The organism is Pseudoalteromonas prydzensis (assembly GCF_011050055.1).
Classification (GTDB): Bacteria; Pseudomonadota; Gammaproteobacteria; order Enterobacterales; family Alteromonadaceae; genus Pseudoalteromonas; species Pseudoalteromonas prydzensis_A.
This window is the reverse complement of the sequence record NZ_DRGM01000125.1, coordinates 15,192-41,061: the sequence shown is the minus strand read 5'-3', so window position 1 is coordinate 41,061 and position 25,870 is coordinate 15,192. Positions and strand designations below refer to the sequence as shown.

Below are 25,870 nucleotides of genomic sequence, written 5' to 3'. Positions count from 1 at the left end.
TCACCGAGGCCTATTATTAGGCCTCTTACTTAAGAGCTTCCTATGAAACAAATAGTCAGTATTTTATTCTTTGCATTAGCAGGCATTACTTTTAGTGCTCACAGTGAACAAATGCAAGGTGCACAATACAAAGAACTCGGCCCATGGCACGTACATTACATTGCATTTCCGTCAACCTTTATTCAACCACAAATTGCCAAAACCTATGGCCTAGAACGCAGTGGTTATAAGGGTATTGTGAATATTTCAATTCTGCAAGCCGATGCTGATGCGACAGCGCAAACCGCCACCCTTAAAGGTACAGCTAGGAATTTGCTGGGGAATAAGCAAACCTTAGACTTTAAAGAAGTGATTGAAGGCGACTCAATTTACTACCTTGCGCAAGTTGATTTTACTAACGAAGAAATCCTGCGCTTTGAAGTTGAAATACAGCAAGGTAAGCAATTTCAAAAGCTGCAATTCCAGCAAAAATTTTACGTAGATTAAACCATGAAAAAAACCTTAGTTTTAGCCTCCGGTAACCAAGGCAAAGTCAACGAGTTAGCGCAGATGCTAAGCCAGCTTGCAATCAACGTAGTGCCGCAAAGCGACTTTAACGTGCCAGAAGTGGCCGAAACTGGCAGCACCTTTGTTGAAAATGCCATTATTAAAGCCCGCCATGCTGCAAAAATTACTGGCCTACCAGCCATAGCCGATGACTCAGGTTTAGAGGTAGATGGATTAAACGGTGCCCCTGGCGTTTACTCAGCACGTTTTGCTGGCGAAGGCGCTAGCGATCAAGACAATATTGATAAATTATTAAGCGAACTTGCTGATAACCCAAACCGCAGTGCACGGTTTTGGTGTGTGCTGGTATTAATGCGTCACGCCGATGACCCAACCCCACTGATTTGCAGTGCTAGCTGGGAAGGTCAAATTACCTTAGCTCAAAACGGCCAAGGTGGTTTTGGTTACGACCCTATTTTTTATGTGCCAGAACTTGAATGCACCAGTGCGCAACTGACTAAACAGCAAAAAAATGCCGTTAGCCATCGTGGTCAGGCATTACAACAGTTACTGTCAGAGCTTAAGCTTAAAGGCGGCCTGTGAATTTACCACCATTAAGTTTATACGTGCACGTGCCTTGGTGCGTGCAAAAGTGCCCATATTGTGATTTTAATAGTCATGGTCAAAAAGGTGAGATCCCTGAAAAGGAATATGTGCAGCATTTAATTGATGATTTAAAAACCGATCTGCACTTAGTGCAAGGACGTAAAATTCATTCAATCTTTATCGGCGGTGGCACACCTAGCTTATTAACTGGTGAGGCCTACGTTAATTTATTAACGGCGGTGGATTCATTAATTGGTCTAAGTGAAAACTGCGAGATCACCTTAGAAGCCAACCCCGGCACCGTGGAAACAGGCCGCTTTAAAGACTATGTGGCAGCTGGCATTAATCGTATTTCGATTGGCGTGCAAAGCATGCAAGACGATAAGCTCAAAGCGCTGGGGCGTATTCACGGCGCCGATGAAGCCATATATGCCGCCGAGCAAGCCCATGAAGCGGGTTTAAACAGCTTTAACCTTGATTTAATGCACGGCTTACCGGGGCAATCTGTTATTGATGCGCTGAGCGACTTGAAAAAAGTCATCGCCCTTAATCCACCGCATATTTCGTGGTATCAATTAACGATTGAGGCCAATACCCAATTTGCCTCGAAACCGCCAACGTTACCGGCCGATGACACCTTATGGGATATTCAAGAGCAAGGCCAAGCCTTACTTGCTGAGGCAGGTTATCAGCAATATGAAATTTCCGGCTATGCAAAACCGGGCTTTCAATGCCAACATAACTTGAATTATTGGCGCTTTGGCGATTATTTAGGCATTGGTTGTGGTGCCCATGGTAAGGTAACCGATGCTAAAACAGGCATCATTACCCGCACTGAGAAAGTAAAACATCCTCGCGGTTATATGGATTTAGCTAAGCCCTATTTATTTAAACAGTGGCCAGTTGCACAGCACGACTTACCGTTTGAATTCTTTATGAATCGCTTACGGTTATTTGAAGCCTGCCCAATTAGTGACTTCACAGCGTTAACTCAATTACCGCTGCAAAGCCAAGCTGACGCACTGCAACAAGCAGTGGCTAAAGGTTTGCTTGAGCAAACGGATAGTCATTGGCAGGTAAGCCAAAAAGGTCATCGTTTTTTAAATGATCTGCTAGAGTTATTTGTGTAATTGCCAGTCAAGCATTGGTAATGACTCATTTTAATAATAATTAACAACCTTTAATGGTTTCTAACAACAAAAGGGAAAACATGCGTAAACTTACCTTTATCGCCGCCGCAGTGAGTATTGCACTGTTAGGTGGTTGCCAGCAAACACCTGAGCAATCAAGCACAGCCGTTGTACAAACACAGCCAGTGCAAAGTGAAATAGACAAAGCCAATGCATTTTTCGAAGATACCTTTAATCGTGATGTGATGAGCAGCCCGGTTTATCAAACATACATGGGTATCAAACAAGACTACGACAAATGGGATGACGGCAGCGAAGCACGCATACTAAAAGATCATCAACAAACCAAAGATGATTTAGTGGCATTAAACGCAATTAATCGTGACTTGCTAGATGACACCACAAAAGTTAGCTATGACTTAAAAAAACAAGACCTTGAAGAAAGCATCGCTGACTTTAAATGGCGTTACCACAACTACCCGGTAAACCAAATGTTTGGTACTCACTCGATGATCCCAGCATTTTTAATCAATCAGCACCAAATTTCTGATGTGGCCGATGCCAAAGCGTACATCTCACGTTTGAATGGCGTAACCACGGTAATTGATCAACTGATCACCGATTTAGAAGTACGTGCCGATAAAGGCATTATCGCTCCTAAATTTGTATTCCCACATGTGATTGATTCAAGCAAAAATATCATTCACGGTGCGCCATTTGAACAAGGTGATGATTCAACCTTACTTGCCGACTTTAAACGCAAAGTAACTGCACTTGAAATTGCTCAAGCTGATAAAGACGCGCTAATTACAGACGCTGAAAAAGCCCTCAAAGCGGCGGTTAAGCCATCTTATTCTAAGTTAATTAATTACTTAGCACAGCTGGAAAAACGTGCTGATGATCGCGATGGGGCGTGGAAGTTCCCTGACGGCGAAGCGTTTTACAATAATGCGTTAGCGCGTACCACCACCACGGATTTAACAGCGAAAGAAATCCACACTATCGGTTTAGCTGAAGTATCACGTATTCATGATGAAATGCGCCAAATCAAAGAAAAAGTTGGCTTTAAAGGCGATTTACAAGCCTTTATGCAGTTTATGAAAACCGATAAGCAATTTTACTTACCTAATACTGAAGCAGGCAAGCAGCAATACCTTGACGAAGCCACGGCGCTTATCAATACCATGAAATCACACTTAGATGAGCTCTTCATTGTTAAGCCTAAAGCCGACATGGTTGTTAAACGTGTTGAAGCATTCCGCGAAAAAGCGGCTGGTAAAGCATTTTATCAACAGCCTGCACCAGATGGTTCACGCCCTGGTATTTACTACGCAAACCTTTACGATATGGAAGCAATGCCAACCTATCAAATGGAAGCGCTGGCTTACCACGAAGGTATTCCGGGTCACCATATGCAAATAGCTATTTCGCAAGAGCTGGAAGGCGTGCCTAAGTTCCGTAAATTCGGTGGCTACACAGCCTATATCGAAGGTTGGGGCTTGTACTCAGAGTTATTACCAAAAGAAATGGGCATGTACGCAGACCCTTATTCTGACTTTGGTCGTTTATCGATGGAGCTATGGCGTGCATGTCGCTTAGTGGTTGATACAGGTATTCACGAAATGAAGTGGACTCGCCAACAAGGTATTGATTACTACGTAAATAACACACCAAACGCGACGTCTGACGGCGTTAAAATGGTTGAGCGTCACATTGTAATGCCTTCACAAGCAACGGCTTACAAAGTGGGTATGCTGAAGATTTTAGAGCTTCGTGAAGCGGCAAAAGTTAAACTGGGTGACAAGTTTGATATTCGCCAATTCCACGATGTAGTACTTAAAAATGGCGCAGTGCCACTAAACGTACTTGAGAGCTTTGTTGATCAATGGGTTGCAAGCAAACTAGCAGCTTAAGCATCCTTACTTTATAACATATACAAAGGCCGTATCTACGGCCTTTTTTATTGTCTGACAAATAGATAAACACTTGACCAACAAGTGCTTTACGCTAGGATAAAGCAATTGGTATACAAGCAACGTATAGGATTAACAATGGATACATGTATCAGTCAACTAAATCAACAGATGCAGCAGCATCAGTTGCAAGCCATTGTTGATAGCTTTGCCAGTTTATCTGCAACACAACAAGCCATGCAGTTACAGCACTTATACAGCAGTGCGCAACGCATGAGTGTAAAATATACTTATCTGCAAAATATCGCCACCCGTATATTAACTCAACACCCGCTACCAACGCCCATCATCAGTCAGCTAAATAATACCGAACAATTAAGTTTTTTTACCCCAGGGCTAAAGTTCAATCATGGTTTTACTCAGCAAAACCAACAGCAGCAAAATGTATTGCACCGCTTATTTAGCGAGTGTAGTGAGACTAAATTACCGTTTAATTATGTACGTTCACTGATGCTATTTGAAAGTAACGAAAACTTGCTGCAAGCATTAGCACAAGTTAATGATCTCGGGCTGACCCCAGTTGCTAGTTACATTGCAAATAACCCAGCCCCACATAGCTTACCAAAACATGAGTTTTCAGCCTTGCTGGCATTAATGGAAGTTGAATTTAAACAAACTCAGGGCAATATCAACACTGCCGCCTTCTTAAAAGCGTTACTCACATTATGCCAAGCAAGCCCAACTAAATCGCTTAGTGACTATAAAATATTGCTCAGTGGCGCTTACTTACGCTGTAAAACAGAGCAAATTGAGCGCTACCTTGCACAACATAAATAATATTAGTCAGATAAATAATATTCAACGCTGGTTACAACCCGTACTTTTTTAATTTGTGGGGTGTTTGAATCTCGGTCGATGATGCTAAATTGCCCTTGTCTTGCGGTGCGAATTTTACCAAGTTTTGACTGTGAGTCTTTGGCAAATTTTAATGCCACTTCACGGGCCTTCTCGGTGGCCTCTTGCACCATTGCTGGCTTAATATCATTAAGGCCAGTAAACATGTACTCAACGCGGGTTTCGTAATTATCTTGTACGATGGCAATACCTTGCTTGGCCAACTGCCCCACTTTAGTTAAGGCATTTTGCACTTTATCAGGCTGCTGTGAATACACGGTAATATTTGCGCGGGCAATATAACGAAATTGTTGATTTTCAGCGCCGTATTCGCGCGCTTGTTTATCAACGATTGATTGTCTGCTCAAGCTTATTTCTTGCTCATCAAAACCATGCAATTTTAAAAATGCGACCACGGCGGTACTTTTTTGCTCGACGCGTTCCACTAATTTTTCTAAATTGTTATCAGCGTCGCTAAATTGCACAGGCCAAATTACGGTATCGGCAACAACTTCGCGCTCGGCAAGTCCTTTAACTTCAACAGTGCGCTCCATATTTTTTACATCAAGTGCCGCTGATTTTAAAATCCAACCGCAACCTAAAATAGCAACACTTAATACCGCGGCTCCAAGTAACTGGTAATATCCATTTGGCTTATTCATTTTGCTTCCTTTGATAATTATCAATGTTAAGTTGGTTTGATACTCGAAAAATTAACCTAAACAGGTTACATTGAGCTGTATAAATTAGCAAAATATTAGCAAAAAGATTCTATTGCAGCGCCTCGCTAGAAAACACATAACCCGCAAGGAAAGGCCATGAGTGTAAAACGTATTAGTCAGTTTTTTAACCCTACATCGGTTGCCGTGATTGGTGCCTCAAATAATGTTTCTCGGGCAGGGTTTGTGGTGATGCGCAACTTATTACAGGGCGGATTTAACGGCCCGATAATGCCAGTAAGTCCAACTCATAGCGCTGTACATGGCGTGTTAGCATACCCTACAATTGGGTTGCTGCCGAAAATCCCCGACCTTGCAGTGATCTGCACCAACAAACACACACTACTGACAATTATTGCCGAGCTTGGTGAATTTGGCTGTAAAAATGCCGTGGTGATCGCAGCGGGGCTTAATCATCAGCAAAAAATAGCACTGCAAGAAGCGGCAAAAAAAGCCAATGTGTCATTACTTGGCCCCAACTGTTTAGGCTTGCTGATCCCACATATTGGCCTTAATGCGAGTTTTTCTCACACGGTTGCAAGCGAAGGTAAAATTGCCTTTGTTTCACAGTCAGCGGCTGTTTGCTCCACCATTTTAGATTGGGCTAAAAACAAAGAAATTGGCTTTTCCTACTTTGTCTCTGTGGGGGATTGCTTAGATATTGATTTTGCTGAGCTGCTGGACTTTTTAGGCCGCGATGCCAAAACCAAAGCCATTTTGCTGTATATAGATAATATCGAAAACATTCGTAGTTTTATCTCCGCCGCTCGCGCTGCGGCTTTTAGTAAACCAGTGATCGCAATTAAAACCGGAAAAACCGCCGCAGGGGCACTCGCCGCAGAAATTCACACTGGCGGTAAGCAAAGCTCAGATGCGGTGTATGACGCTCTATTCCAACGTGCTGGTATGTTACGAGTGAGTGATTTAACAGAGCTGTTTGCTGCCACCCAAACCCTTGCTATGCACCCTAAATTACTAAAAGTTGAGCAGTTGACCATTTTAACCAATGGCGGCGGCCCCGGCGTAATGGCCGTTGATAGCTTATTACAAAGTTCCGGTAAGCTGGCACAATTGAGTGAAGAAACCCGTGCGGCGCTCAATAAAGTGATCCCGCAGTCAGATATGACTTCGAACCCGGTGGATATTTTTGGTGACTCAGTTCCGGCACGCTACCAACAAGCACTGGAAATTTTATTGCATGCCAAAGAAGTTAAAAACTTACTGATCATTCACACGCCATCAGCACTGGCACCAAGTGAAGACTATGCGTTGATCATAGCGCAAACGCTCGATAAACTGCCGAAAATGGCGCGTCCTTATGTGATCACAAACTTTATGGGTGAAGATGCCGCCTATGCCGCGCGTCGCTTGTGCAGCAACTATGGCATTCCTACCTATCGTACTCCTGAGGGCGCAGTTCGCGCCTTTATGCACTTAGTAAGTTATCGCCGCAATCAAAAACACCTTACGCAAACCCCTGAGTCAAACACGGATGATGCAAAAATAAATAAGCACGCCGCAAAAGCGCTCGTGAATGAATTTTTAGCAGAGCAGCAAAGCTATTTATCAACCCATCAAGCGAGTCAAATACTCGCACACTATGGGGTTGAATGTATTCAAACCGAGGTCGCATACACACCAACAGAGGCCAAAGAGCAAGCCATAGAGTTAGGCTTTCCTGTGGCTCTTAAACTGATCAGCCCTAGCATTCCGTCTAAATCAGAAGTCGGTGGCGTGGTACTTAATCTCAATGATGCGCAAGAAGTTGAACAAACCGCTTTTGCAATGCTACTAAGAATAAAAAACACTTACCCAGATGCGATTATAGAAGGTTTCTCATTGCAAAAAATGGCACCCAGAGCGGGTGCCAATGAACTACGTATCGCCGTAAAAACTGAACCTAACTTTGGCCCAGTTATTCTTTTAGGTGAAGCCGGCACCGGTCTTGAGTTTGCACAAGCGGCGGTAGCCCTACCCCCTTTGAACATGAACTTAGCTAAATATTTAATTGCCGCAGCTCACGACAAAGGTGTGCTCAAAGAGCGTGTTTTGCCTGAGAAAGTTGATAAATACCGTCTGTGTGCACTGCTTACGCGTATTTCTCAGTTAGTGATTGATCAACCCGACATCACTTCGCTTGAGTTAAACCCAATTTTAGCCAGTAACGGCCAGTTTTTAGTACTCGATGCGACCATGACCTTAAGCCGTTATCAGGTACAATCGCATCGTAAGCGGTTATCAATCCGCCCTTATCCAATTGAGCTGGTTAAACAAGTGACGCTTAAAAATAATACCCTCGCGACACTCAGACCAATAAAGCCAGAAGATGAACAAGCGCACCAAGAGTTTGATCAGTCACTCAGCAAAGAAGATCGCTACAAACGTTTCTTTGGTGAACTTCCCCAGTTTAATCACGATCAGCTCGCCAAAATGACGCAAATTGATTACGACCGCGAAATGGCATTTATTATCACTCAAGACAACGCTACGCTTGGTGTATCTCGGGTATTAATGGACCCAGATAAAATCCATGCCGAATTTGCCATTGTTGTACGTTCAAACTGTCAAGGGCTTGGCTTAGGCAGCTTGTTAATGCGTGCTGCCATTGAATACTGCCAAAGCCAAAGTGTACAATTTATTGAAGGCATCACCCTGCCAGAAAACACCGGCATGATTGAATTAGCCCGCAAATTAGGCTTTAAGATCAGTCGTGATTTTGAAGAAGGCAGTATTAACATGGTACTTGCTTTAACCCCAATTGATAAACACGGATAATAACTTGAAAAACTTACGACAACGCACTGCTTTGCTCTTAGAAGGCAATGGTGAATATCGCAAAATCGGCCACATTATCGATATATTTTTAATAACGCTGATCATGATTAATGTGATTGCGATTGTACTTGAATCTGTCGTTACCCTAGCCCATCACTATAAACATGCGTTTTTAATGCTAGAAATCAGCTCAGTTAGTATATTCGCTATCGAATATTTATTACGCTTTTGGTCATGTGTTGACCGCGTAGAATATAAAAGCTTAGCCTGTAGTGACTTTAAACGCCGCTTAAAATACTTACTTTCGCCTTTAGCTGTCATTGATTTACTGGCAATCCTGCCTACGCTATTGATGATGTTTATCACCTTTGATTTACGTTTTTTAAGAGTATTTAGGCTGCTGAGGATCTTCAAGCTCACCCGTTATTCGCGGGCCATGCAGCTGCTATTACAATCATTTCGTGAAGAAAGCGGCTCACTGATCGCCGCCTTTTTTATAATGACAGTCGTGCTCATTTTAGCCTCTTGCGGCATTTACTTAATTGAACATGATGTTCAACCCGATAAGTTTGCCTCCATTCCTGCGGCAATGTGGTGGGCAATGGCAACACTCACTACAGTAGGCTACGGTGATGTTGTGCCTGTAACTCCAATGGGGCGAGTATTTGGTGGCGTTATTACACTACTAAGTATGGGGATGGTGGCTATTCCTACAGGTTTACTGGCTTCTAGCTTTTCAGAGCAACTGCGTAAACGGCGGGTACTTTTTAGTGATGCAGTACATGAATGTCTACATGACGGTAAATTAGATGATGAGCAACTGGAACATTTAGAGCACTTACGCTGCAAACTTGGCCTGAGTAAACAAGAGGCAAACAAAGCCATTAAATCTCAATTCAGCCAACGCACTCAAAACCTTTATTGCCGTCACTGCGGTGAGCGCCAAGACTAGATATAGGTTCTAGGGCCTGTTGACCTTTCAGGATTAAAATTTGTTCAATCTAGGGGCGATTTAATCGCGGCGCGAGGTTTGTAACCTAGTGGGCTAAGTAAAAATCGAGCAACAAAGAGTTAATCGCCCCTAGGCAGAACCCTTCGGGCAGCGCATGTTTGGCATTTATGCTACGTTATCGCCTATTTATGGGGAATAACCACACTACATAGGCTCTGCCTTGCCTAAAAACCAAACATACTGCTGCAAAATTAACCTCGAAAGATAAACAGGCCCTAGTATAAGTTTCAAGAATTTAGAGCACCAACACCGCGATTGAATTAATTAGGGGCTGGGTGCTCTAAAACGTTCTTACTCAGCAAATAAAACTCAAGCTAAGATTACTCTTCATTAAACAACGACTGCCAGTCTTTGTTTAATAATGCACTTACATCGTCACCAGGGATTGGTTTACTGAATAAATAGCCCTGAAATAGATTACAGCCTAAGTTACGCAAAAAGGTCAGCTGTTGTTTAGTTTCAACACCTTCCGCGACACATTCTTTACCTAAGCTTTTCGCCAATGCGAGGGTTGACTGGATAATCGCTTCATCATCGCTATCTATGCCAATATCAGTGACAAAACTACGGTCAATTTTAAGTACATCAATAGGAAAACGCTTTAAATACGTTAAAGAAGCATAGCCAGTGCCAAAGTCATCCATATATAAGCGACAACCCAACTCCTTCAATTTTGACATGCTGGCCAGCGCTTGCGGTGAATCATGCATCAGCACAGATTCTGTAATTTCAAACACCACTGAGCTTGCCGACACATCCGCATAAACTAACGCAGCGCGGATCTCTGCAACTAAAGATTGGCATTCAAAATCCAAGGCAGAAAGATTGATAGAAACATATAAGTCAGGTCTGTGTTGTTGCCATTGCTTGAGTTCTATCAGTGCTCTGGCTAAGGTTTGCAGCATAATTTTAGTGATCAAACCAACACTCTCAGCCGCAAGTGCGAACTCTTGTGGTTTATAGGTCGTATTTTCCGGCCACCGTAGTAGTACTTCAAGCCCATCTGCCTGATGGGTTTTGGCATTAACAATTACTTGATAATGGTTGCAAAACTCGTAGTTCTGATAGGCTTGATTTAATTGCGATTCCAAGTGTAGGGCACGTTGGACATGCTGATTCATTTCTTGCTTGTAAAATTGATAACAGCCTTCCAAGCTCTTTTTAGAGTGGTAAAGCGCTATATCAGCCGCTTTAATTAAACTTTTCGCACTGCCAGCATCATCGGGGGAAATGGCAACACCAATACTTAAACTGATACTAATAGCCTGATCATTAATAATGATATTGTCATTCATGCTAGCCATCAATTTAACGCACAATAAAACAACTTCTTCAATTTGTTGAATGCCTTCAACTAGCAGCATAAATTCGTCGCCACTAAAACGCGCAACACTATCTTTGGCTTGCAAACGCGACTTTAACCGCAGCGCCACCGCTTTTATGATTTCATCAGCGGCTTCGTGTCCTAGTGAGTCATTAAAGTATTTAAAGCGTTTAATATTAATGTTAAGCAGCGCGGTTTTTGAGTTTTGGGCTTTGGCTTGCTCAAGTGCATGCTCAACTCGGTCATTAAATAAGGTGCGATTTGGTAAACCGGTTAAGCTGTCGTAATTTGCCAGTAAAAATAACTCATTCTCAGCCAGCTTTTGCGCGTTAATATCGGTCAGGATCACCACATAGCTTTCTAGCCGTTGCTCAGTATCAGCCACCGCACTCACTTTGATTAATACATGGCGAGGCTCACCATTGGCAAGATAAACGGTATCTTCCGCAGAAAAATGCTCACCGGCTTGCAGGTCTTTCATAACACGTAGGTAATTAACTCTGACACTACGGCTTAACCCTAAGTGTAATGAACAGCTAGAGCGATGCTCAACGGGGAACTCAAATGCATTTTGTAGCGCTTTATTGGTGGCTAAAATGCGTAAATTTTTATCTAAAATAAACACCCAATCGCGAGTTTGCTCAAATGCAGCACCAAATAAACGCGCATGCTCTTCAAACACTAATTCACGCGTCATATTGGTGTAAGTGCCTGCAACTTTGTCAGGAGTATTCCCTTGCCAAGCCACCACTTTGCCAAAGTCTTTATACCAGCGCCAGTGCCCTGATTGATGCCGTAATCGATAAGTGCAATTAAAATAGCCCTTTTCGGTGGATAAAAACTCTAACCATTCAATGCGGAAGTTTTGTTTATCTTTAGGGTGAATTTTTGCTAAATAGTCATCCAGATTAACGGTTTCAACATCATAACCTAATTCATTTTTAAGCCGCGGTTGATAAATAATTGGACTTGTTGCTTGCCAGTCCCACACTCCTGAACGGCTGCCCTCTAACGCTAATTTTAAACGCGCTTCACTTTCTTGGCTTTCTTTATGTGCAGCTAATAACAATTGCTGTATCCGGTTACGACGCATGACCCAACTGGCAATTAAGACAAAAAACACTAACGCATATAGCGCTATAAATTGAGGCGCTCGCCATAATGGATACTTAACCACAATATCCAGTACTGCTGGTTTTGTATAATCACCTGTAAGTGGGTCTTTAGCCCAAATTTTTAATTGATACTGACCTGGGTTAAGTTTTGGAAATAACACCCGATTATTATTACGGGTATAAGATTTTTGCCCATCAGAGAGTTGATATTCATAAATAATACGTTCTTGATAGTTAAATGCCATCGCTGAAAAAGCCACGTCGAGGCCAATATCATCATGTTCTAAGATGATTTTTTTTATCGGTTGCTTAAGATCCGTAGACAATTCACGAGACATTAAATCGATACTGGTGATATTAACGTGGTCAATTAAACCATGCTTGGGATGATTATCATTTGGGTAAAAGTAACTAAACCCCTTCAACGTGCCATACACTATTTGCCCGGTTTTTAACCGTGTAAATGCACCACTATTAAACTCAGTAGAGCCCAACCCTTCTGATGTAGTAAATTGTTGAAAGTGCTTATTCTCTGGATTGAGTCGCCAAATCCCTTTGTGGCTGCTCATCCAGATCATGCCAGTATCATCTAGCACCATATCGTACATTAAAGTGCCGAGCTTATTTTTATCTAAGTCGATGGTATAAAGTAATTTATAGCTCGTTGCATCGAGGCCAATTAAACCAAAGTTGGATAAGCTGATCCACAGCACATTGTTATTATCAATAATATAAGACATCACGTTAACCGCAACGTTTTCATGCTGTTCTGGAACGGTATAAATGTTTGTCAAAGCAAATGTATTTGGATCGACCTGATAAAGCACCCCGGCATTATAAAACAGCGGTGAGTCGAGTTTGCTAGATAATGGCGGCAAGAAACCATACGCTAAAAACGGTTCAAAGCTTTCAAATTCACCGCCTAAAGGGGTTATTTTTTGGCTATCAATATTATAAACAAATATGCCATGATCGGAATGAACATAAAACAAGTCTCCATTAGGCATCAACATAGAGCCATGTACCCAACCAGTTATTAAATGTTGCTGATTAAGATCGGCCGTTTTCGCTGGAAAAATTTCATGGCTTTGAGGATCAAAGCTGAACATGCCGCGATTAGTGCGCAGCCACAGTTTATTTTTGTAAGGGGTTATCTCGTAGATATTAAATTCAGTGGTAAATAAATCAGCTTGATAATCTTTTAAAAACACTTGCCCCTGATTAGTTTTTAAATCAACCGCAGTTAAGCCATTATGAGTTGCTAACCAGAGTTTATCTTCATACTCGGTTATCCCCCAAATTGAAGGGTGCGACAAACCATCACCAGAAAGCATACTGGCATTCACATTTTCAAAATGATAATTTTCATAGGGCAAATAAAATGCGCCATCACTTTTAGTGGCGGTCCACATAGCACCGTTTTTATCTTTGACGATATCGATAATGCTGGGATCTACTAGTGAGTATTTACTTTCTTTTACTCGATTATTTTTAGTCAGCTCACCGGTATTCAAATCGAGACTAAATAAACCTTTATCGGTGCCTAAATCAACCACTCCATGGTCATTGATTATTTTCCAAATATTCAGATCGTTCAGTATGGTTTTATTTTTAAAAGGAATATCAGGGCGCTCAAACATACTCGGTAAATCACTAATATCAACTTGATATAAACCACGTACGGCACCCACTAACAGTTGCTCATTTTCGCCTATTGCAAACGACTTGATATAATTTTGATATATATGGTCTGGCTCGGTGCTTAAATGCTCTAATTTTCGGTATTGCCCTGTTGCTATATGATAGACATATGCGCCAGTACTGGCGGCAATAAAGATATAACCTTGGTAATGTAATAAATCGCGTATCACGCTATTACGAGTGCGCTCTGGTAATTCAAAAATAGTTTCAATTTGGCCCGTGGCTAAATCAAGACGAGCAAAATCCCAACCACGGCCAATCCATAATGATTCCTCATCCGTTGCAACCATACTAAATACAGACTGACTTAAGATTTGTTCTTCACTGGTGGGTTTTGATAAAAATTGTTGGTAACTATCGGTACTTGGATCATAACGAAACAGTCCAGCAACTAATGAAGCAATCCAAATATAACCTGCTGGATCTTGATAAATAACATCAATAATCGCTTCATTTAGCTCGCCATTAGGCCCTGCTACATGGACTACTTGATAACCATCGTAACGATTTAAGCCTCCTTCCGTCGCCAACCATAGATAACCACTATTATCTATTAACATGGTACTTACATAGCTTTGTGATAAACCTTCACTAGGCGATAAACGTTTTACCTGCGCAATAGCAACTTGACTAGCAACAACAGATGCGGCTAACCAAAAGAAAATACAAGCTTTAAACCATTTACCCATTTAAATTTCCACGTCTTTGTTTGAACAAATTAATACTGCATAGCGACTATATTTCGTTGCTGGTAAACAGCAAACAGTGTATCCAAAGGTGATGGTAATGTTAGCACAAAGTTAAACCCGATTGATTTATAAAAATCAGCTAACTCAGTGTAAGCAAACGTATAAACGAGTGAGTTTTGATTAGATAAGGCATGCTTTAGTAGTTGTTTTGCAAGCCCTTGACGACGCCAAGTTGGTGCAACTAACACGGTAGATAAAAATAAATAATCACTGCGATTTTGTATTCTACATGCCGCAACAATAATAAAGTCATGGTAAGCAACCCATACTTGATCATGTTTGATTGCTCGGCCACGGGCTTTATGTTGACTGTAAAACTTATTAACTAAGGGTGTTTTAATCGCCTCTAAACGCTCAAAACGCAGTGTGTTCATTAGCTTTGCATCGTTGCTAAATATTGCTCAAACTGCTGTTTCAAAAACATTTGCTCAGCCACTGGACGGCTATGAATGGTATTGTATATTTGCTCACGCGTACTCTTGCCGCGCTTAATTTGATACGCCCAAAACGACGCTTCATAATCTAGTTGTATTTGATATTTTTGTTCACGCGGTAGTAAGCATAAATTAAACGACATAAATTACCTGCTATTACTAATCATATTAATGCTCAGAGTATAACAAAATTAGCAAAAGGCTCGGAGTGAAACTCGCGCTTTTTAGCTTTTAAACGTAGATTGGTGGCGTTTTTCGTCCTAATATGGATACATTGTGATTAAATATCTTCTTCAATGCATAATGCTATGCTGTTTACTAGCGCCGCTTTGTACTATAGCGAAAACCCAACATATGCTATTTAATCGCCCCGCTGATACTCCACAAGCCCGCTATGTTATTGAGTTGATGACCCTTGCATATAACGAACTTGGTTATGATGTGCATATTATTGACTTTAATCACCAAAGTGCTTTATCAGCAGCCAATAATGGCACCCTGGATGGTCAACTAGGGCGCGTTTCAACTATCAGCCAACGCTATACAAATCTACATGCGGTTAACTTTCCACTGTTTGAATTTAACCTTGTACTATTAAAAAACTGTCAACAATGTCGATTTGAACAAATTAACAGTATCGCCATTCAAGTTGGCTACCCAGCTGCACAAAGTTACCTAGATGAACACCCCTTTATTGGCGATGTTATTAAAGTGAAAAGCGTGACCGCCCAGCTAAATTTACTCACCCAACAAAAAGTACAAGGGGTATTATTACTCGACTTTTTATTATCGACTAAACACCCTCAGTTTGATGTTAATCAATTTCAAATTGAAGTACTGGCACCAATCAAGAGTTTTCATTTTTTGCATGCTCGCCATAGTGCGTTAATACCTAAGCTTGAAGAGCAACTACATAAACTCAATGAAAACGGCACTATCCGGTTACTCAGGGCTAAACATAAGCTTGATTAAAAACCAAAATCCCCCTGCTTAGGTGAAGCGGGCTGTTCAGTAAGCGCTTTGCGCTTTTGTAAGTAACGTTTATAACGTTGTTGGCATAAACTGATCACGTGCTTTTTTTCTGCATTTGAAAATGAATTCCAACCAAAGCGCTCTTCACGACTGCGATAACAGCCTTTGCAGTAGCCTCGATTATTTACCTCGCAAATGCCTTTGCAAGGACTTGGAATTTCAAAAATTTCAATTTGTTGCATAGCCATCATCAGTTAATAACGAGTACTTTGAGTATAGCCCGTTTTTTAAACGAAAAAAAACCGTAACTTAATTACGGTTTTTTGAAACTGTGCAACTTTCTTATTGCTGGTGTTCGCTACAATTAAACTCAGCTTTACGATGAAAAGGCTTTGCGTACATAGCTAACACTAATGACTTTAACTCATCAGGTACGCGGGCCATGCGTTGCTCAAATGCCTGCGCGTCAGCTGTATCGATTACGGCTTGTTTGCAACCTCCAGCAATATAATTGCCTGGGTGCAAAAAGAACGAATCAATAATTTGTTCATCGATGGTTTTTGCTAACTGCTCAGGTGATTCACAGCCCGCTGTAATTGGTTGTCCAAACGCTAAATGAACATGCCCTTTGGCGGTACTAAAGCCTTCAACAATACTGGCAATATCTTCACCGGCAGACTTCACATACTGGCCGTGGTGGTGCTTATGATACAGCTCTTTCGCTTTCGCAATAGCACAAGGCTCATATTGATAAGAGATTGATACTGGTACAATTTTTAGCTCACGTATATATTCAGAAAATTCTTTCTTTTGCTTACGGCCATTTAATTGCAACATTTTTAGTAACGCCGGATCAGTTTGATCAAAGCCATCTTTTGCACGGCCTTCTTTTTGCGCAATCCAGATTGAATCGCCACCAGCAAGTGAATCATAAATATACGCTGAAAGTTGCGATAGGGCTTTGAGCATTTCTTTCGGCGCTTTGGCTGAGCGCTTGACAATAAAGCTTTTATTAAGACGCATTAGCTCTGTAATATAAGGAATTTGCAGCAAATTATCACCGATGGCGATACGTACTGTTTTCATCTTATGGCTAAATAACCCCCAATTCACTAATGCGGGATCAAGCACGATATCGCGATGGTTGGAGATAAACAAATAGGCTTGTTTGGGATCCAGTTGATCTAAACCAGAAAAAGTAACTTCTGAGGTAGTGCGCTTAACCAATAAAGCTAAATATTTCGCAACTTCCTGCTGCACTTGTTCAACAGAATTAACACCGCCCCATTTTTTTTGTAATTGCCGGCGAACTAAAAAACGCGCCAAAAATGGTACCGAGGATATAAAGCGCGGCAAGTTATATTTTGCTAATACATCAATAAATGCGTTATCAGCAATCAAACGAGCAACTGAGGCAGCTACTTCGTCGTCGTTGTAAGGTCTAATATCGGCGTACTTATCCACTAATTCACTCATTACTGCATCTATAAAGTTAAAAAAACGGCACGTAAAATACGTACCGTTTATATTATGCTCTCGATTATAACTCAGGCAAACTAAAATGCGAACTAAGTCACACTATTGCACTTTAGTTCAACCTGATAAGTGCTCTTAAAAGTACTTATAGAACACTTAATTAAGCAATGCTCTTACCAGTTACTTTTCGCTTTACTTGCCACGCTTTCGCCACTAAACGCAGCATAAGTGCAATTAAAATGACTCCGCAGATAAAGCTTAACCAATGTGGCAGTACTTCATGCTCTTCACCGAGTAATGGGGTGACTACAAAACCAAACTCAGTCACTAAATAATCAGTTAAAAAACCAAATATTAACGCAACACCAATAACCCCAGTTAAATAGGCGGCCACGGCACGCTTACCAAGCTCATTAGCCACTACACCTAGTGTAGCGATATTCGTTGCCGGTCCCGCCAGCATAAACACTAACACCGCCCCCGGAGATACCCCACTCAATAATAAGCCTGCTGCAATTGGCGTAGATGCAGTGGCACAAATATACATTGGAATACTGATCAATATCACCACTAGCATGGCAAAAATACCGCTGCCCCACTGCGTTAAAAATGACTCTGGCACATAGGTTTGTACTAATGCAGCAAAGAATAAACCAATCATTAACCACACCATGGTATCTGATAGCAGTTTATTACAGCTAAAGCTCACTGCTTGTTGCATCTTTTGCCATTGGCTTTGTGATGCTGCGCTTGGTGTATCGCAGCAACTGGTTTTAGCTTCAGGCGCTGCTGGTTTAGGAGCGCAACAGCTGGTTTTAACTTCAGGCGCTGCTGATTTAGGAGCGCAACAGCTGGTTTTAGCTTCTGGTTCTGCCGGTTTAGGAGCGCAACAACTGGTTTTAGCTTCTGGTCCTGCTGGTTTAGGAGCGCAACAACTAGTTTTAGCTTCAGGCGCTGCTGGTTTAGGAGCGCAGCAGCTGGTTTTAGCTTCTGGTTCCGCTGATTTAGGAGCGCAACAGCTGGTTTTAGCTTCAGATCCCGTCGTCGATTTTGCTTGCGGTTTCTCAGTATCACGCCCGACTAACACACCCGCAACGATGGCACTACAAATAGCGGCAATCGGACGAATAATCGCCATAAATGGACCTAATAACACATACGACACTGACACCGAATCAACCCCTGTTTCAGGGGTCGAAACTAAAAACGCAGTGGTAGCACTTTTTGAAGCACCAGCACGTCTTAAGCCAATCGCCGCAGGAATAACACCACATGAACACAGCGGCATTGGTGCGCCAATTAAAGCGGCTTTCACTGTGGTCCAAAAACCTTCTTTACCTAAATGCTTATTTAAAAAATTTGCCGGTAAATACACATTTAATAACCCAGCAATAAGTAAACCAAGCATTAACCAAGGGGCAGATAATAAAAATAACTGCCAAAAATTATTGAGTAAGTCCATCGATGTCCTCCAAAGTGGTTAATATTGAACAGTTATCTGCGGGCTCTTGTCCGCCACAACATTTGTCAGCAAGTACCGATAATGATTGATGAAAACGTGTTAATTCAGCAATGCGCTCTGCGACTAAGTCACGCTTTTGTATTGTTAAGTTTTTTACTTCATGGCATGAATGTTGGTGCTTTTTAAATTTAATTTGCAGCAACTCTTTGATCTCAGCCAAACTAAAGCCAACATTTTTAGCACGTAAAATAAACTCCATTTGCTTTAATGCAGCTTCACCATAATCGCGATAACCAGCCCCGGTTCGACTCGATGGCGTTAACAAATTATGTTTTTCATAGTATCTTAGGGTATCTGTAGAGACACCTAACTGATTAGCAAACTCACCTATTTTCATCTGTGTCTCCAATGAGTGTATTATCCACTGATGCCAAGTATAAACCTTAGAGTACACACCAAGGTCAAGCATTAAAATTATTTTCTTTAATAAGGACAGCGCATGAATATTACCCTTCTCGATACTGCCACATTAGCAGGCACATCACTTGAGCCTTTGCAAGCACTTGGCAATTTCACCAGCTACCAGCTCACCAGTCCAGAGCAAGTATTAGCTCACAGTGCTGGTGCTGATGTGTTGATCACCAATAAAGTGGTACTTAATCGCGAAACACTGGTAAAACTCCCAGAATTAAAGCTCATTTGTGTTGCCGCTACTGGCACTAACAATGTTGATTTAGTCGCAGCTAAAGAATATGGCATAGCCGTTACCAATGTTGCAGGCTATTCAACTTCTTCGGTTGTGCAGCACACCTTTGCTTTGATCACTAACTTACTCGGCAATACCCATCGCTATATTGCTGACTGCCAACAAGGCTTATGGCAACAAAGCGAGATGTTTTGCCGCCTGGATTATCGCTTTAATGATATTGGCGGTAAAACCTTAGCAATTATCGGTTATGGCTCACTTGGCAAAGCGGTTGCTGATGTTGCAAAAGCGTTTGGTGCTAATGTGATCATTAGTGAGCGTAAAGGTGATAGTCCTAGAGAAGGCCGCACGGAGTTTTTTCAAGCAATTAAGCGTGCCGATATTATTAGTGTTCACTGCCCATTAACGGATGAAAGCCGCGATCTAATTGGCAGCGAAGAACTGGCAATGATGAAACCAAGCGCCATTTTAATTAACACTGCCCGTGGTGGGATTGTTAACGAAGCACAGTTAGCGCAGGCATTAACTAATAAACAAATAGCAGGGGCTGGATTTGATGTGTTAACCAAAGAGCCTGCGGCAGATGATAATCCGTTAGCCGTTTATCGTGGCGACAACTTAATTTTGACCCCGCATATTGCGTGGGCAAGTGAGGAGTCAATCATTCGTTTGGTTAAACAAGTGAGCTTAAATATCAGTGCATTTAGCCAAGGCAAAAGTTTAAACCGATTGGTGTAATAAACTAAGTTTTAGCTTTTAGCACTATCCAAGGTGGTTAAATACAATGAGCCACCGCAAAAAAATAAAACTAAATCATTGATTTTAAAGTATATAAAATATTGGCAGATTCTTTGCTAATACTAAACAAATTAATAATCAATATTTAGCATCAGGATAAAATAATGAAAAAAGTACTTTTAATCGCCGCGCTTACTGCCCCTCTTCTAACCGGTTGCGTGATTGCCGTATCAGACGGTGAAGCAGAAACACATTGGGCTGGAGATAACTATTCAAGCTGGGAAAAGCGCCATCAATCTAATCGTGAAAGCATCGCTGCCTTAGCGTTAGATACTAGTTATCAAAGTGTATTAAAGCAATTAAAAACACCTGACTTTACAGAGTTATTAAAAAAAGAAAACGATGTGTACCAAGTGCTATTTTATGCCACTCACAGCATTCACTCAGATGGTAAAACAACTAAAGATGAATGTACGCCAATGGTGTTTAAAAATAATAAGCTAATTGGTGTGGGTGACAGTATTTATAATTCACTAAGCGCAATCTAGACCATCAATATAATAAGAGTGGATCATCATCCACTCTTATTTGTACTACACACTTGCAGCAATAACACGGGCCACAATTTTATCGCGCCCAGTAGCTTTAGCTTCATATAAAGCGAGATCAGCCTCCTCAAGCAGCGTGTGTTCAGCATACACTTGACCAAACTCGGTAGTGGCAACGCCTATACTGATGGTAACATGATCGGCATTTAGTGACGTTTTATGCGGGATATTGAGAGCATTTACGGCATCTCTGAGTTTATTTGCACACTGCCATGCATCTTGTTGGTTGGTATTTGGTAATACAGCGGCAAACTCTTCACCACCATAACGTGCAACAAAGTCGCTGCCACGCTCACATGCAGCAACCAATGCATGTGCCACACGTTTGAGACAATCATCTCCAGCACGATGACCATAACAATCGTTATAACGTTTGAAGTGATCTATATCCATTAACAATACCGATAATGGCGTGCCAGTACGCTGGCTTCGACGCCATTCCCGTGATAAATTTTCGTCTAGATAACGACGATTAGGGATCTCTGTCAGCCCATCAATTGAGGCTAGTACTTCAAGCAAATCATTTTTTTGCTTGATCAGTAATTGATTACGTACCCGAGCACGAACTATTGCCGTACTAAATGGCTTAGCAATATAATCCATGGCACCTAATTCAAATCCTTTCGCTTCATCATCATGGCTGGTATTCGCTGAAATAAAAATGACAGGGATAGCTTGCGTAGTTGGGTTTTCTTTTAATCGAACTAATACTTCATAACCATCAATACCCGGCATCACAATATCAAGAATAATTAAATCAACCTGAGTTGATTGAATAAATGTCAGGGCTTGTTCACCGCTTTCGACTAAAAATATCTCGTGATCATTTGCTAGTGTTTTCTCTAACACTAATCGGTTTATTGGGTCATCATCAACGATCAGTATTTTGGCTTTCTTCAACATTTACTGAGCCTTGTATTTGAATGTATCTATTTACCTGTGCTAATTCGAACAGCAGCTGGTTCAGCTCTAATTGCTCAACGTCTTGCGATTCTCGCAGTTTACCTTCTAATTGCTGTGCGACAGCACAGAGGCGATTAAACCCAAGATTTCCTGACACACCTTTAATAGTGTGCACTAATCGTTTTAAGTCATTAATCTTAGTCGAAACTTGCAATTGCTGCATATGACTAGCACACAACTGTGCAAACTTATCTAACATAACCTGTAGCAAGCCATTATCGCCCGAGAATTGCGCTAACATAAAAGAACGATCAAAAAATGCAACTTGGGTTACTTTCAGCTCATTGATTGCATTTAATAAAGTCGCAGCAATAACAGGTTTGGTGAGATGCTTGTTCATCCCAGCTGCAAATGAGCGTTGCTCATCGGCCAATTCACTGTGTGCAGTAAGCGCAAAAATAGGTAATTGTTGTTGAGTATACTGTTGTCGCAGTAAAGCCGTTGCTTGTAAGCCATCAACTTCTGGCATCTGAATATCCATCAAAACCAGATCCGGCTTTACTTGTGCTACTAAATCAATCCCTGCCATCGCCGAATTTGCAGTCATAACATTAATATTTGCTTGGTTTAAAATATTGCTAATAATATCTAAGTTCAGTTGATTATCATCAATCACTAACACTAGCAACCCGGCAACATTAAGCATAGGCACTGTCGTTGCAGTATCAAGCTTATAGCATTCATTGAGTGGTTTGAGCTGCTGTAATCGTTGTACTAGGGCGGAACTTTTAATACTGATAATTTGCAGGTTATTAAAAATGGGCAGCACGATGTGCGCATCATTTTTAACAACATAGAGCTGAGTGTTATTTTTCATCAGCGCAGCTTTTATATTAGGCCGCTCAATAATACTAACCACATCAATATCATTAGCAATAATTCGCTGTGGTTCCGCAAGCTCAGTCGTGTCGGTTAGTTCAGATAACATACAAAAACGTAGCTGCTGTAGTGGCCGCAACGCCTCAGGTAAATTAATCCCCCGCTCAGAATGTATTACCAATGTATTGTGCCAATTGGGCAGGGCTGATTGCTGCTCAATAGTAAACGTGATTGTAAAGAAAAACTCACTGCCTTGGCCTTTATCACTCACTACGTTAATTTCTGAGCCCATTAACGCCACTTCATGTTTTACAATGGCAAGGCCTAAACCGACACCTTGATGAGTACGGGTGAGCGATTCATCACCTTGGGTAAATGCGTCAAATAATCGACTTTGATCGGCTTTATCAATGCCTACGCCAGTATCTCGCACTGTAAAACACAGTGTTTGCTGCGCTTGAGTTATATCATGCGCGGTTATTTTAAGTGTGATAGTGCCATGTTCGGTAAATTTCACCGCATTAGTCAGTAAGTTACCTAACACTTGTTGCAAGCGAATATAATCACCCACCAGTTGAGGCGCAATTAACGGGTCGACCTCAATATTAAAAGTGAGACCTTTTTGCTGGCAAAGTCCAATTAACACACTCTCACAGCTATCTACCAGCGCGACTAACTCAAAGTTAACCAAGTCGAGTTGTAGTTGATTATTCTCGCTTCGCGCAAAATCAAGCATCCGATTAAGCATAGCTAATAAACTTTGTGCAGCACTTTTTGCTTGCGCTGCATGCTGTTGCTGCTGCGTTGTTAGGCCTTGTTGGGCAACCATATCAATCAAGCCGGTCACCGCATTAAGTGGTGTGCGAATTTCATGGCTTAAATTCGCAATAAAGCGACTTTTTGCCTCGGTTGCTCGCTCTGCATCTTGCTTGGCTTGTGTTAATGCACTGACATCTTGAATATGAATAACATAATAATAAGGCGCTTGCTGCTCATCCCACACTAAAGAAACACTCAACTGCCACCAAAGATTAAGCTCTTCTTGGCCTAATGTAAGGTGATACACTTTCTTTTTCTCAGTCAATAATAAAGCTAATAGCGATGCTATTTCTTGCCATTGCTGCTGCGGGAATAACTGTGCTAATAATAAATTGGGCGCTGCTTTATCAATATCAAAAATCTTACGAGCCGTCCTATTAAGCTGTAATACGGTATGCTCAAGTGACAATAAAATCACCCCATTAGCGGCATATTCAATGGCACTGCGAAATTTAGACTCAGAGGCTTTTAATGCCAACAGTGCATCCTGTTGAGCTGTGATGTCGCGGCCAATTCCCATCGAGCCCAATAATTGATTTTGCTCGTTATAAAATGGCGCTATGGTTAATTGAAATGTTTGTAGTTGGGTTTCAAGGCGCTGCTCTGCTTTCGTTTTGGTTGTTAATACTTGTTGTTCCAGCTCGCTAATTTGACCATTATCATCACTAATATCACATAACTGCTGACCAACTAACTGCCCTTGTTCAACCCCAATGTATTGCTCATAAGCACGGTTGCAACCTAAAAATGAACCATCAATATTTTTAAAGTAAATTAAATCAGGCACACTATTTAGCATGGTATTGAGCAAGGCTAAATGTCGCTCTTTAGCTTCATAACTGCGTGCTAATTCACGGGTTTTAATTTTAACTTGGTCATCGAGTTCGCTGTTAGCTTGTTGTAAAGAATCAACAAGCTGCTGATTTTTATTAAGTACCCATTTTATCCGGCTAAACCATGGCTGCCAGTTAGCTGGTATTTGATAATTTGAGGGAGCCTTATAGTCCACCTCATTTTGTTCAAGATACGCCATTAAGTAGGTCATAGGTTTTACAAAAATGCGCTGACTCAACCAAATTAAAGTCGTGAACATCATCACTAAAAACACGCTTAAAAAAACAACTTCAATGACTACCTCTGTCACTATTGGTGATACTAATTCGGAGTGCGACACAAAGTAACCAACATAAATGGGGAGTTGTTTTTGCGCTTGTAAAAGAGTGAGATTGCCAAACCTAGCGTCCCCTTTAACTGGCTTATTGGTAATGCTTGCCAAAGGCCAATACTCTGTCAGTGGCACTCCTTTTTTAATCTCATTTCGCGAACTAGCAATGACCTTTTGCTGATCATTTAAAAATATATATTCACCACTGCTAGGAGATATTTTTTGCAACCAATTTGAAAAGGCGGCCAAGTCATAAATCAACATAATGTAATCTTCACTGCCTTGCTCACGCGCATGGCCAATCGAAAAATAGTTTTTTCCCGCAATCTCAATAATCGCGCTCGAGGTTAGCGAGTTATCAGTAAATGCAGGACGCAGGTGACCATCAAGCACTTGGGTTAACATTAAGCTATCCCCGTCATGGCGGCGTTTGATATAAGCAAAGCCTTGTTCATTAACGTAAGCAACCGCAGCTAAAGATTGAATTAACGATAATGCTGTATTAAAAGCAGGCCCCAGCGCAATCACTTGCTGCCATTGTGCAATTGCATTCGCCGTGGAAGAAAATTTGCCCTGCCCGACAATTTCACCACCACCGTCGGGAATTTTTCGGTAGTAATAATCATCTTGCTGATTAATATCTTGAAGCCATTGTTGCTCAAATTGATAAGAAAGTGGTTGTTCATATTGGGAAAAAAGCGTAGCAACCAAGCCATTAGCACCATTCATAGCATGCTCAACTTGCGCTGCTAGATTGGCAAAATCAGCCTCATGTTTAGCAACAGCACGCTCTACCTTAATATTGTACAAATGTAAGCACAATAGAAAAGCCACTAACAATGGCACAATAAGTGCCACTGCCAGTGAACGGTAGTAATGTTTTAAAGGTAGAAAGTTCAATTTACAATCCGATGCTTGGCGCTAATTTTGCAAGTTAGGTTATCGAGCCAAGTGGATCGGTGCAAGTTATAAATTTTCCTCCGCAAACGATGCTAATCGACTTCTTACTACACCATTTAAATTCACCGTGGCGCTGCCCTCAAAATCTTTGAAGCGCTCCACAATATACGTCAAACCAGAAGTAACTGGGGTTAGGTAATTACTGTCAATTTGCGCAAGGTTACCAGAGCAAATCAGCTTTGTGCCCTCGCCACAACGGGTAATAATGGTTTTCAGCTGCGAGGCCGTTAAGTTTTGACTTTCATCTAAAATCACCCCCGAATTGATATAATACTATCATACCCTCAATAAACTTGAACAAAAAAGTTTTTACACACATACTCT

20 protein-coding genes and 1 pseudogene are annotated in these 25,870 nt (G+C 41.5%); 10 read left to right on the top strand and 11 right to left on the bottom strand.

Annotated elements, in window-relative coordinates:
- Nucleotides 1–42: 42 nt before the first annotated feature.
- The 5 genes from ENH88_RS11740 to ENH88_RS11720 all read left to right on the top strand — a co-directional run bounded on the left by ENH88_RS11740 (nt 43) and on the right by ENH88_RS11720 (nt 4,972).
- Nucleotides 43–486 carry a DUF4426 domain-containing protein gene (locus ENH88_RS11740; protein WP_304182437.1) on the top strand — a complete coding sequence of 148 codons (444 nt, stop codon included), beginning with the start codon at nt 43–45 and terminating at the stop codon, nt 484–486.
- A 3-nt stretch (nt 487–489) separates the two neighbouring features.
- A complete protein-coding gene (locus ENH88_RS11735) occupies nt 490–1,089 on the top strand; it encodes an XTP/dITP diphosphatase (protein ID WP_304182436.1) in 600 nt (199 codons plus the stop codon).
- Entirely contained in the window at nt 1,086–2,222 is a 1,137-nt protein-coding gene (hemW, locus tag ENH88_RS11730; RefSeq protein WP_304182435.1) for a radical SAM family heme chaperone HemW, read from the top strand. Before ENH88_RS11735 ends, hemW begins: the two co-directional genes overlap by 4 nt.
- A gap of 80 nt (nt 2,223–2,302) precedes the next feature.
- Nucleotides 2,303–4,135, top strand: a complete 1,833-nt coding sequence (locus tag ENH88_RS11725; protein ID WP_304182433.1) for a DUF885 domain-containing protein — start codon at nt 2,303–2,305, stop codon at nt 4,133–4,135.
- Nucleotides 4,136–4,273: 138 nt separating this feature from the next.
- On the top strand, nt 4,274–4,972 hold the full coding sequence (locus ENH88_RS11720) for a hypothetical protein (protein ID WP_304182432.1): 699 nt from the start codon (nt 4,274–4,276) through the stop codon (nt 4,970–4,972).
- Between the two features lie 2 nt (nt 4,973–4,974).
- On the opposite strand, the gene ENH88_RS11715 is transcribed toward ENH88_RS11720, so the two are convergent.
- Nucleotides 4,975–5,691: an SIMPL domain-containing protein gene (locus ENH88_RS11715; RefSeq protein ID WP_304182431.1), complete on the bottom strand. Its 717-nt coding sequence runs from the start codon at nt 5,689–5,691 to the stop codon at nt 4,975–4,977.
- A 156-nt stretch (nt 5,692–5,847) separates the two neighbouring features.
- Between ENH88_RS11715 and ENH88_RS11710 the strand changes: the two genes are divergently transcribed.
- Both ENH88_RS11710 and ENH88_RS11705 read left to right on the top strand, forming a co-directional pair.
- Nucleotides 5,848–8,523, top strand: coding sequence for a bifunctional acetate--CoA ligase family protein/GNAT family N-acetyltransferase (locus ENH88_RS11710; RefSeq protein WP_304182430.1), 2,676 nt, complete (start codon nt 5,848–5,850; stop codon nt 8,521–8,523).
- Nucleotides 8,524–8,527: 4 nt separating this feature from the next.
- Nucleotides 8,528–9,475: an ion transporter gene (locus ENH88_RS11705; protein ID WP_304182428.1), complete on the top strand. Its 948-nt coding sequence runs from the start codon at nt 8,528–8,530 to the stop codon at nt 9,473–9,475.
- 380 nt (nt 9,476–9,855) lie between these two features.
- On the opposite strand, the gene ENH88_RS11700 is transcribed toward ENH88_RS11705, so the two are convergent.
- From ENH88_RS11700 to ENH88_RS11690, 3 genes are read right to left on the bottom strand one after another with little or no spacing between them, the layout of a single operon-like run.
- Nucleotides 9,856–14,364: an EAL domain-containing protein gene (locus ENH88_RS11700; protein ID WP_304182427.1), complete on the bottom strand. Its 4,509-nt coding sequence runs from the start codon at nt 14,362–14,364 to the stop codon at nt 9,856–9,858.
- Between the two features lie 29 nt (nt 14,365–14,393).
- Nucleotides 14,394–14,798, bottom strand: coding sequence for a GNAT family N-acetyltransferase (locus ENH88_RS11695; protein WP_304182426.1), 405 nt, complete (start codon nt 14,796–14,798; stop codon nt 14,394–14,396).
- The gene (locus tag ENH88_RS11690) at nt 14,798–15,001 is read right to left on the bottom strand and encodes a DUF3283 family protein (RefSeq protein ID WP_064667173.1); all 204 of its coding nucleotides are present in this window, start codon (nt 14,999–15,001) and stop codon (nt 14,798–14,800) included. Before ENH88_RS11690 ends, ENH88_RS11695 begins: the two co-directional genes overlap by 1 nt.
- A 211-nt stretch (nt 15,002–15,212) precedes the next feature.
- Here ENH88_RS11690 and ENH88_RS11685 point away from each other — a divergent pair, with 211 nt between their 5' ends.
- A complete protein-coding gene (locus ENH88_RS11685) occupies nt 15,213–15,830 on the top strand; it encodes a transporter substrate-binding domain-containing protein (RefSeq protein WP_304182424.1) in 618 nt (205 codons plus the stop codon).
- Here ENH88_RS11685 and ENH88_RS11680 read toward each other — a convergent pair.
- The 4 genes from ENH88_RS11680 to zntR all read right to left on the bottom strand — a co-directional run bounded on the left by ENH88_RS11680 (nt 15,827) and on the right by zntR (nt 19,165).
- On the bottom strand, nt 15,827–16,072 hold the full coding sequence (locus tag ENH88_RS11680; RefSeq protein ID WP_304182423.1) for a DUF1289 domain-containing protein: 246 nt from the start codon (nt 16,070–16,072) through the stop codon (nt 15,827–15,829). The two genes, ENH88_RS11685 and ENH88_RS11680, sit on opposite strands and share 4 nt — an antisense overlap.
- A gap of 100 nt (nt 16,073–16,172) precedes the next feature.
- Nucleotides 16,173–17,306 carry a 1-acyl-sn-glycerol-3-phosphate acyltransferase gene (locus tag ENH88_RS11675; protein WP_304182422.1) on the bottom strand — a complete coding sequence of 378 codons (1,134 nt, stop codon included), beginning with the start codon at nt 17,304–17,306 and terminating at the stop codon, nt 16,173–16,175.
- Between the two features lie 160 nt (nt 17,307–17,466).
- Entirely contained in the window at nt 17,467–18,768 is a 1,302-nt protein-coding gene (locus ENH88_RS11670; protein ID WP_304182420.1) for an SO_0444 family Cu/Zn efflux transporter, read from the bottom strand.
- Nucleotides 18,752–19,165 carry a Zn(2+)-responsive transcriptional regulator gene (gene zntR, locus ENH88_RS11665; RefSeq protein WP_304182418.1) on the bottom strand — a complete coding sequence of 138 codons (414 nt, stop codon included), beginning with the start codon at nt 19,163–19,165 and terminating at the stop codon, nt 18,752–18,754. The genes ENH88_RS11670 and zntR overlap by 17 nt, the downstream gene beginning before the upstream one ends.
- A 102-nt stretch (nt 19,166–19,267) precedes the next feature.
- On the opposite strand from zntR, the gene ENH88_RS11660 reads away from it, so the two are divergent.
- On the top strand, nt 19,268–20,212 hold the full coding sequence (locus ENH88_RS11660) for a D-2-hydroxyacid dehydrogenase (RefSeq protein ID WP_304182417.1): 945 nt from the start codon (nt 19,268–19,270) through the stop codon (nt 20,210–20,212).
- Nucleotides 20,213–20,376: 164 nt separating this feature from the next.
- Nucleotides 20,377–20,760, top strand: coding sequence for a DUF3192 domain-containing protein (locus tag ENH88_RS11655; protein ID WP_304182416.1), 384 nt, complete (start codon nt 20,377–20,379; stop codon nt 20,758–20,760).
- A gap of 45 nt (nt 20,761–20,805) precedes the next feature.
- On the opposite strand, the gene ENH88_RS11650 is transcribed toward ENH88_RS11655, so the two are convergent.
- The 3 genes and pseudogenes from ENH88_RS11650 to ENH88_RS11640 all read right to left on the bottom strand — a co-directional run.
- On the bottom strand, nt 20,806–21,723 hold the full coding sequence (locus ENH88_RS11650) for a diguanylate cyclase (protein WP_304182415.1): 918 nt from the start codon (nt 21,721–21,723) through the stop codon (nt 20,806–20,808).
- Nucleotides 21,692–25,486 (bottom strand): hybrid sensor histidine kinase/response regulator, encoded by a 3,795-nt coding sequence (locus ENH88_RS11645; protein ID WP_304182413.1) that lies wholly within the window; start codon nt 25,484–25,486, stop codon nt 21,692–21,694. The genes ENH88_RS11650 and ENH88_RS11645 overlap by 32 nt, the downstream gene beginning before the upstream one ends.
- 66 nt (nt 25,487–25,552) lie before the next feature.
- A pseudogene (locus ENH88_RS11640) lies at nt 25,553–25,810 on the bottom strand (PhoH family protein); the annotation flags it as partial.
- Nucleotides 25,811–25,870 lie beyond the last annotated feature (60 nt).

What these genes read in the sequence shown, in the direction of transcription:
- ENH88_RS11740 (WP_304182437.1), top strand. Translation starts at nt 43, where the DNA reads ATGAAACAAATAGTCAGTATTTTATTCTTTGCATTAGCAGGCATTACT.
- ENH88_RS11735 (WP_304182436.1), top strand. Translation starts at nt 490, where the DNA reads ATGAAAAAAACCTTAGTTTTAGCCTCCGGTAACCAAGGCAAAGTCAAC.
- ENH88_RS11725 (WP_304182433.1), top strand. Translation starts at nt 2,303, where the DNA reads ATGCGTAAACTTACCTTTATCGCCGCCGCAGTGAGTATTGCACTGTTA.
- ENH88_RS11720 (WP_304182432.1), top strand. Translation starts at nt 4,274, where the DNA reads ATGGATACATGTATCAGTCAACTAAATCAACAGATGCAGCAGCATCAG.
- ENH88_RS11715 (WP_304182431.1), bottom strand. Translation starts at nt 5,691, where the DNA reads ATGAATAAGCCAAATGGATATTACCAGTTACTTGGAGCCGCGGTATTA.
- ENH88_RS11710 (WP_304182430.1), top strand. Translation starts at nt 5,848, where the DNA reads ATGAGTGTAAAACGTATTAGTCAGTTTTTTAACCCTACATCGGTTGCC.
- ENH88_RS11700 (WP_304182427.1), bottom strand. Translation starts at nt 14,364, where the DNA reads ATGGGTAAATGGTTTAAAGCTTGTATTTTCTTTTGGTTAGCCGCATCT.
- ENH88_RS11695 (WP_304182426.1), bottom strand. Translation starts at nt 14,798, where the DNA reads ATGAACACACTGCGTTTTGAGCGTTTAGAGGCGATTAAAACACCCTTA.
- ENH88_RS11690 (WP_064667173.1), bottom strand. Translation starts at nt 15,001, where the DNA reads ATGTCGTTTAATTTATGCTTACTACCGCGTGAACAAAAATATCAAATA.
- ENH88_RS11685 (WP_304182424.1), top strand. Translation starts at nt 15,213, where the DNA reads ATGCTATTTAATCGCCCCGCTGATACTCCACAAGCCCGCTATGTTATT.
- ENH88_RS11680 (WP_304182423.1), bottom strand. Translation starts at nt 16,072, where the DNA reads ATGCAACAAATTGAAATTTTTGAAATTCCAAGTCCTTGCAAAGGCATT.
- ENH88_RS11675 (WP_304182422.1), bottom strand. Translation starts at nt 17,306, where the DNA reads ATGAGTGAATTAGTGGATAAGTACGCCGATATTAGACCTTACAACGAC.
- ENH88_RS11670 (WP_304182420.1), bottom strand. Translation starts at nt 18,768, where the DNA reads ATGGACTTACTCAATAATTTTTGGCAGTTATTTTTATTATCTGCCCCT.
- zntR (WP_304182418.1), bottom strand. Translation starts at nt 19,165, where the DNA reads ATGAAAATAGGTGAGTTTGCTAATCAGTTAGGTGTCTCTACAGATACC.
- ENH88_RS11660 (WP_304182417.1), top strand. Translation starts at nt 19,268, where the DNA reads ATGAATATTACCCTTCTCGATACTGCCACATTAGCAGGCACATCACTT.
- ENH88_RS11655 (WP_304182416.1), top strand. Translation starts at nt 20,377, where the DNA reads ATGAAAAAAGTACTTTTAATCGCCGCGCTTACTGCCCCTCTTCTAACC.
- ENH88_RS11650 (WP_304182415.1), bottom strand. Translation starts at nt 21,723, where the DNA reads ATGTTGAAGAAAGCCAAAATACTGATCGTTGATGATGACCCAATAAAC.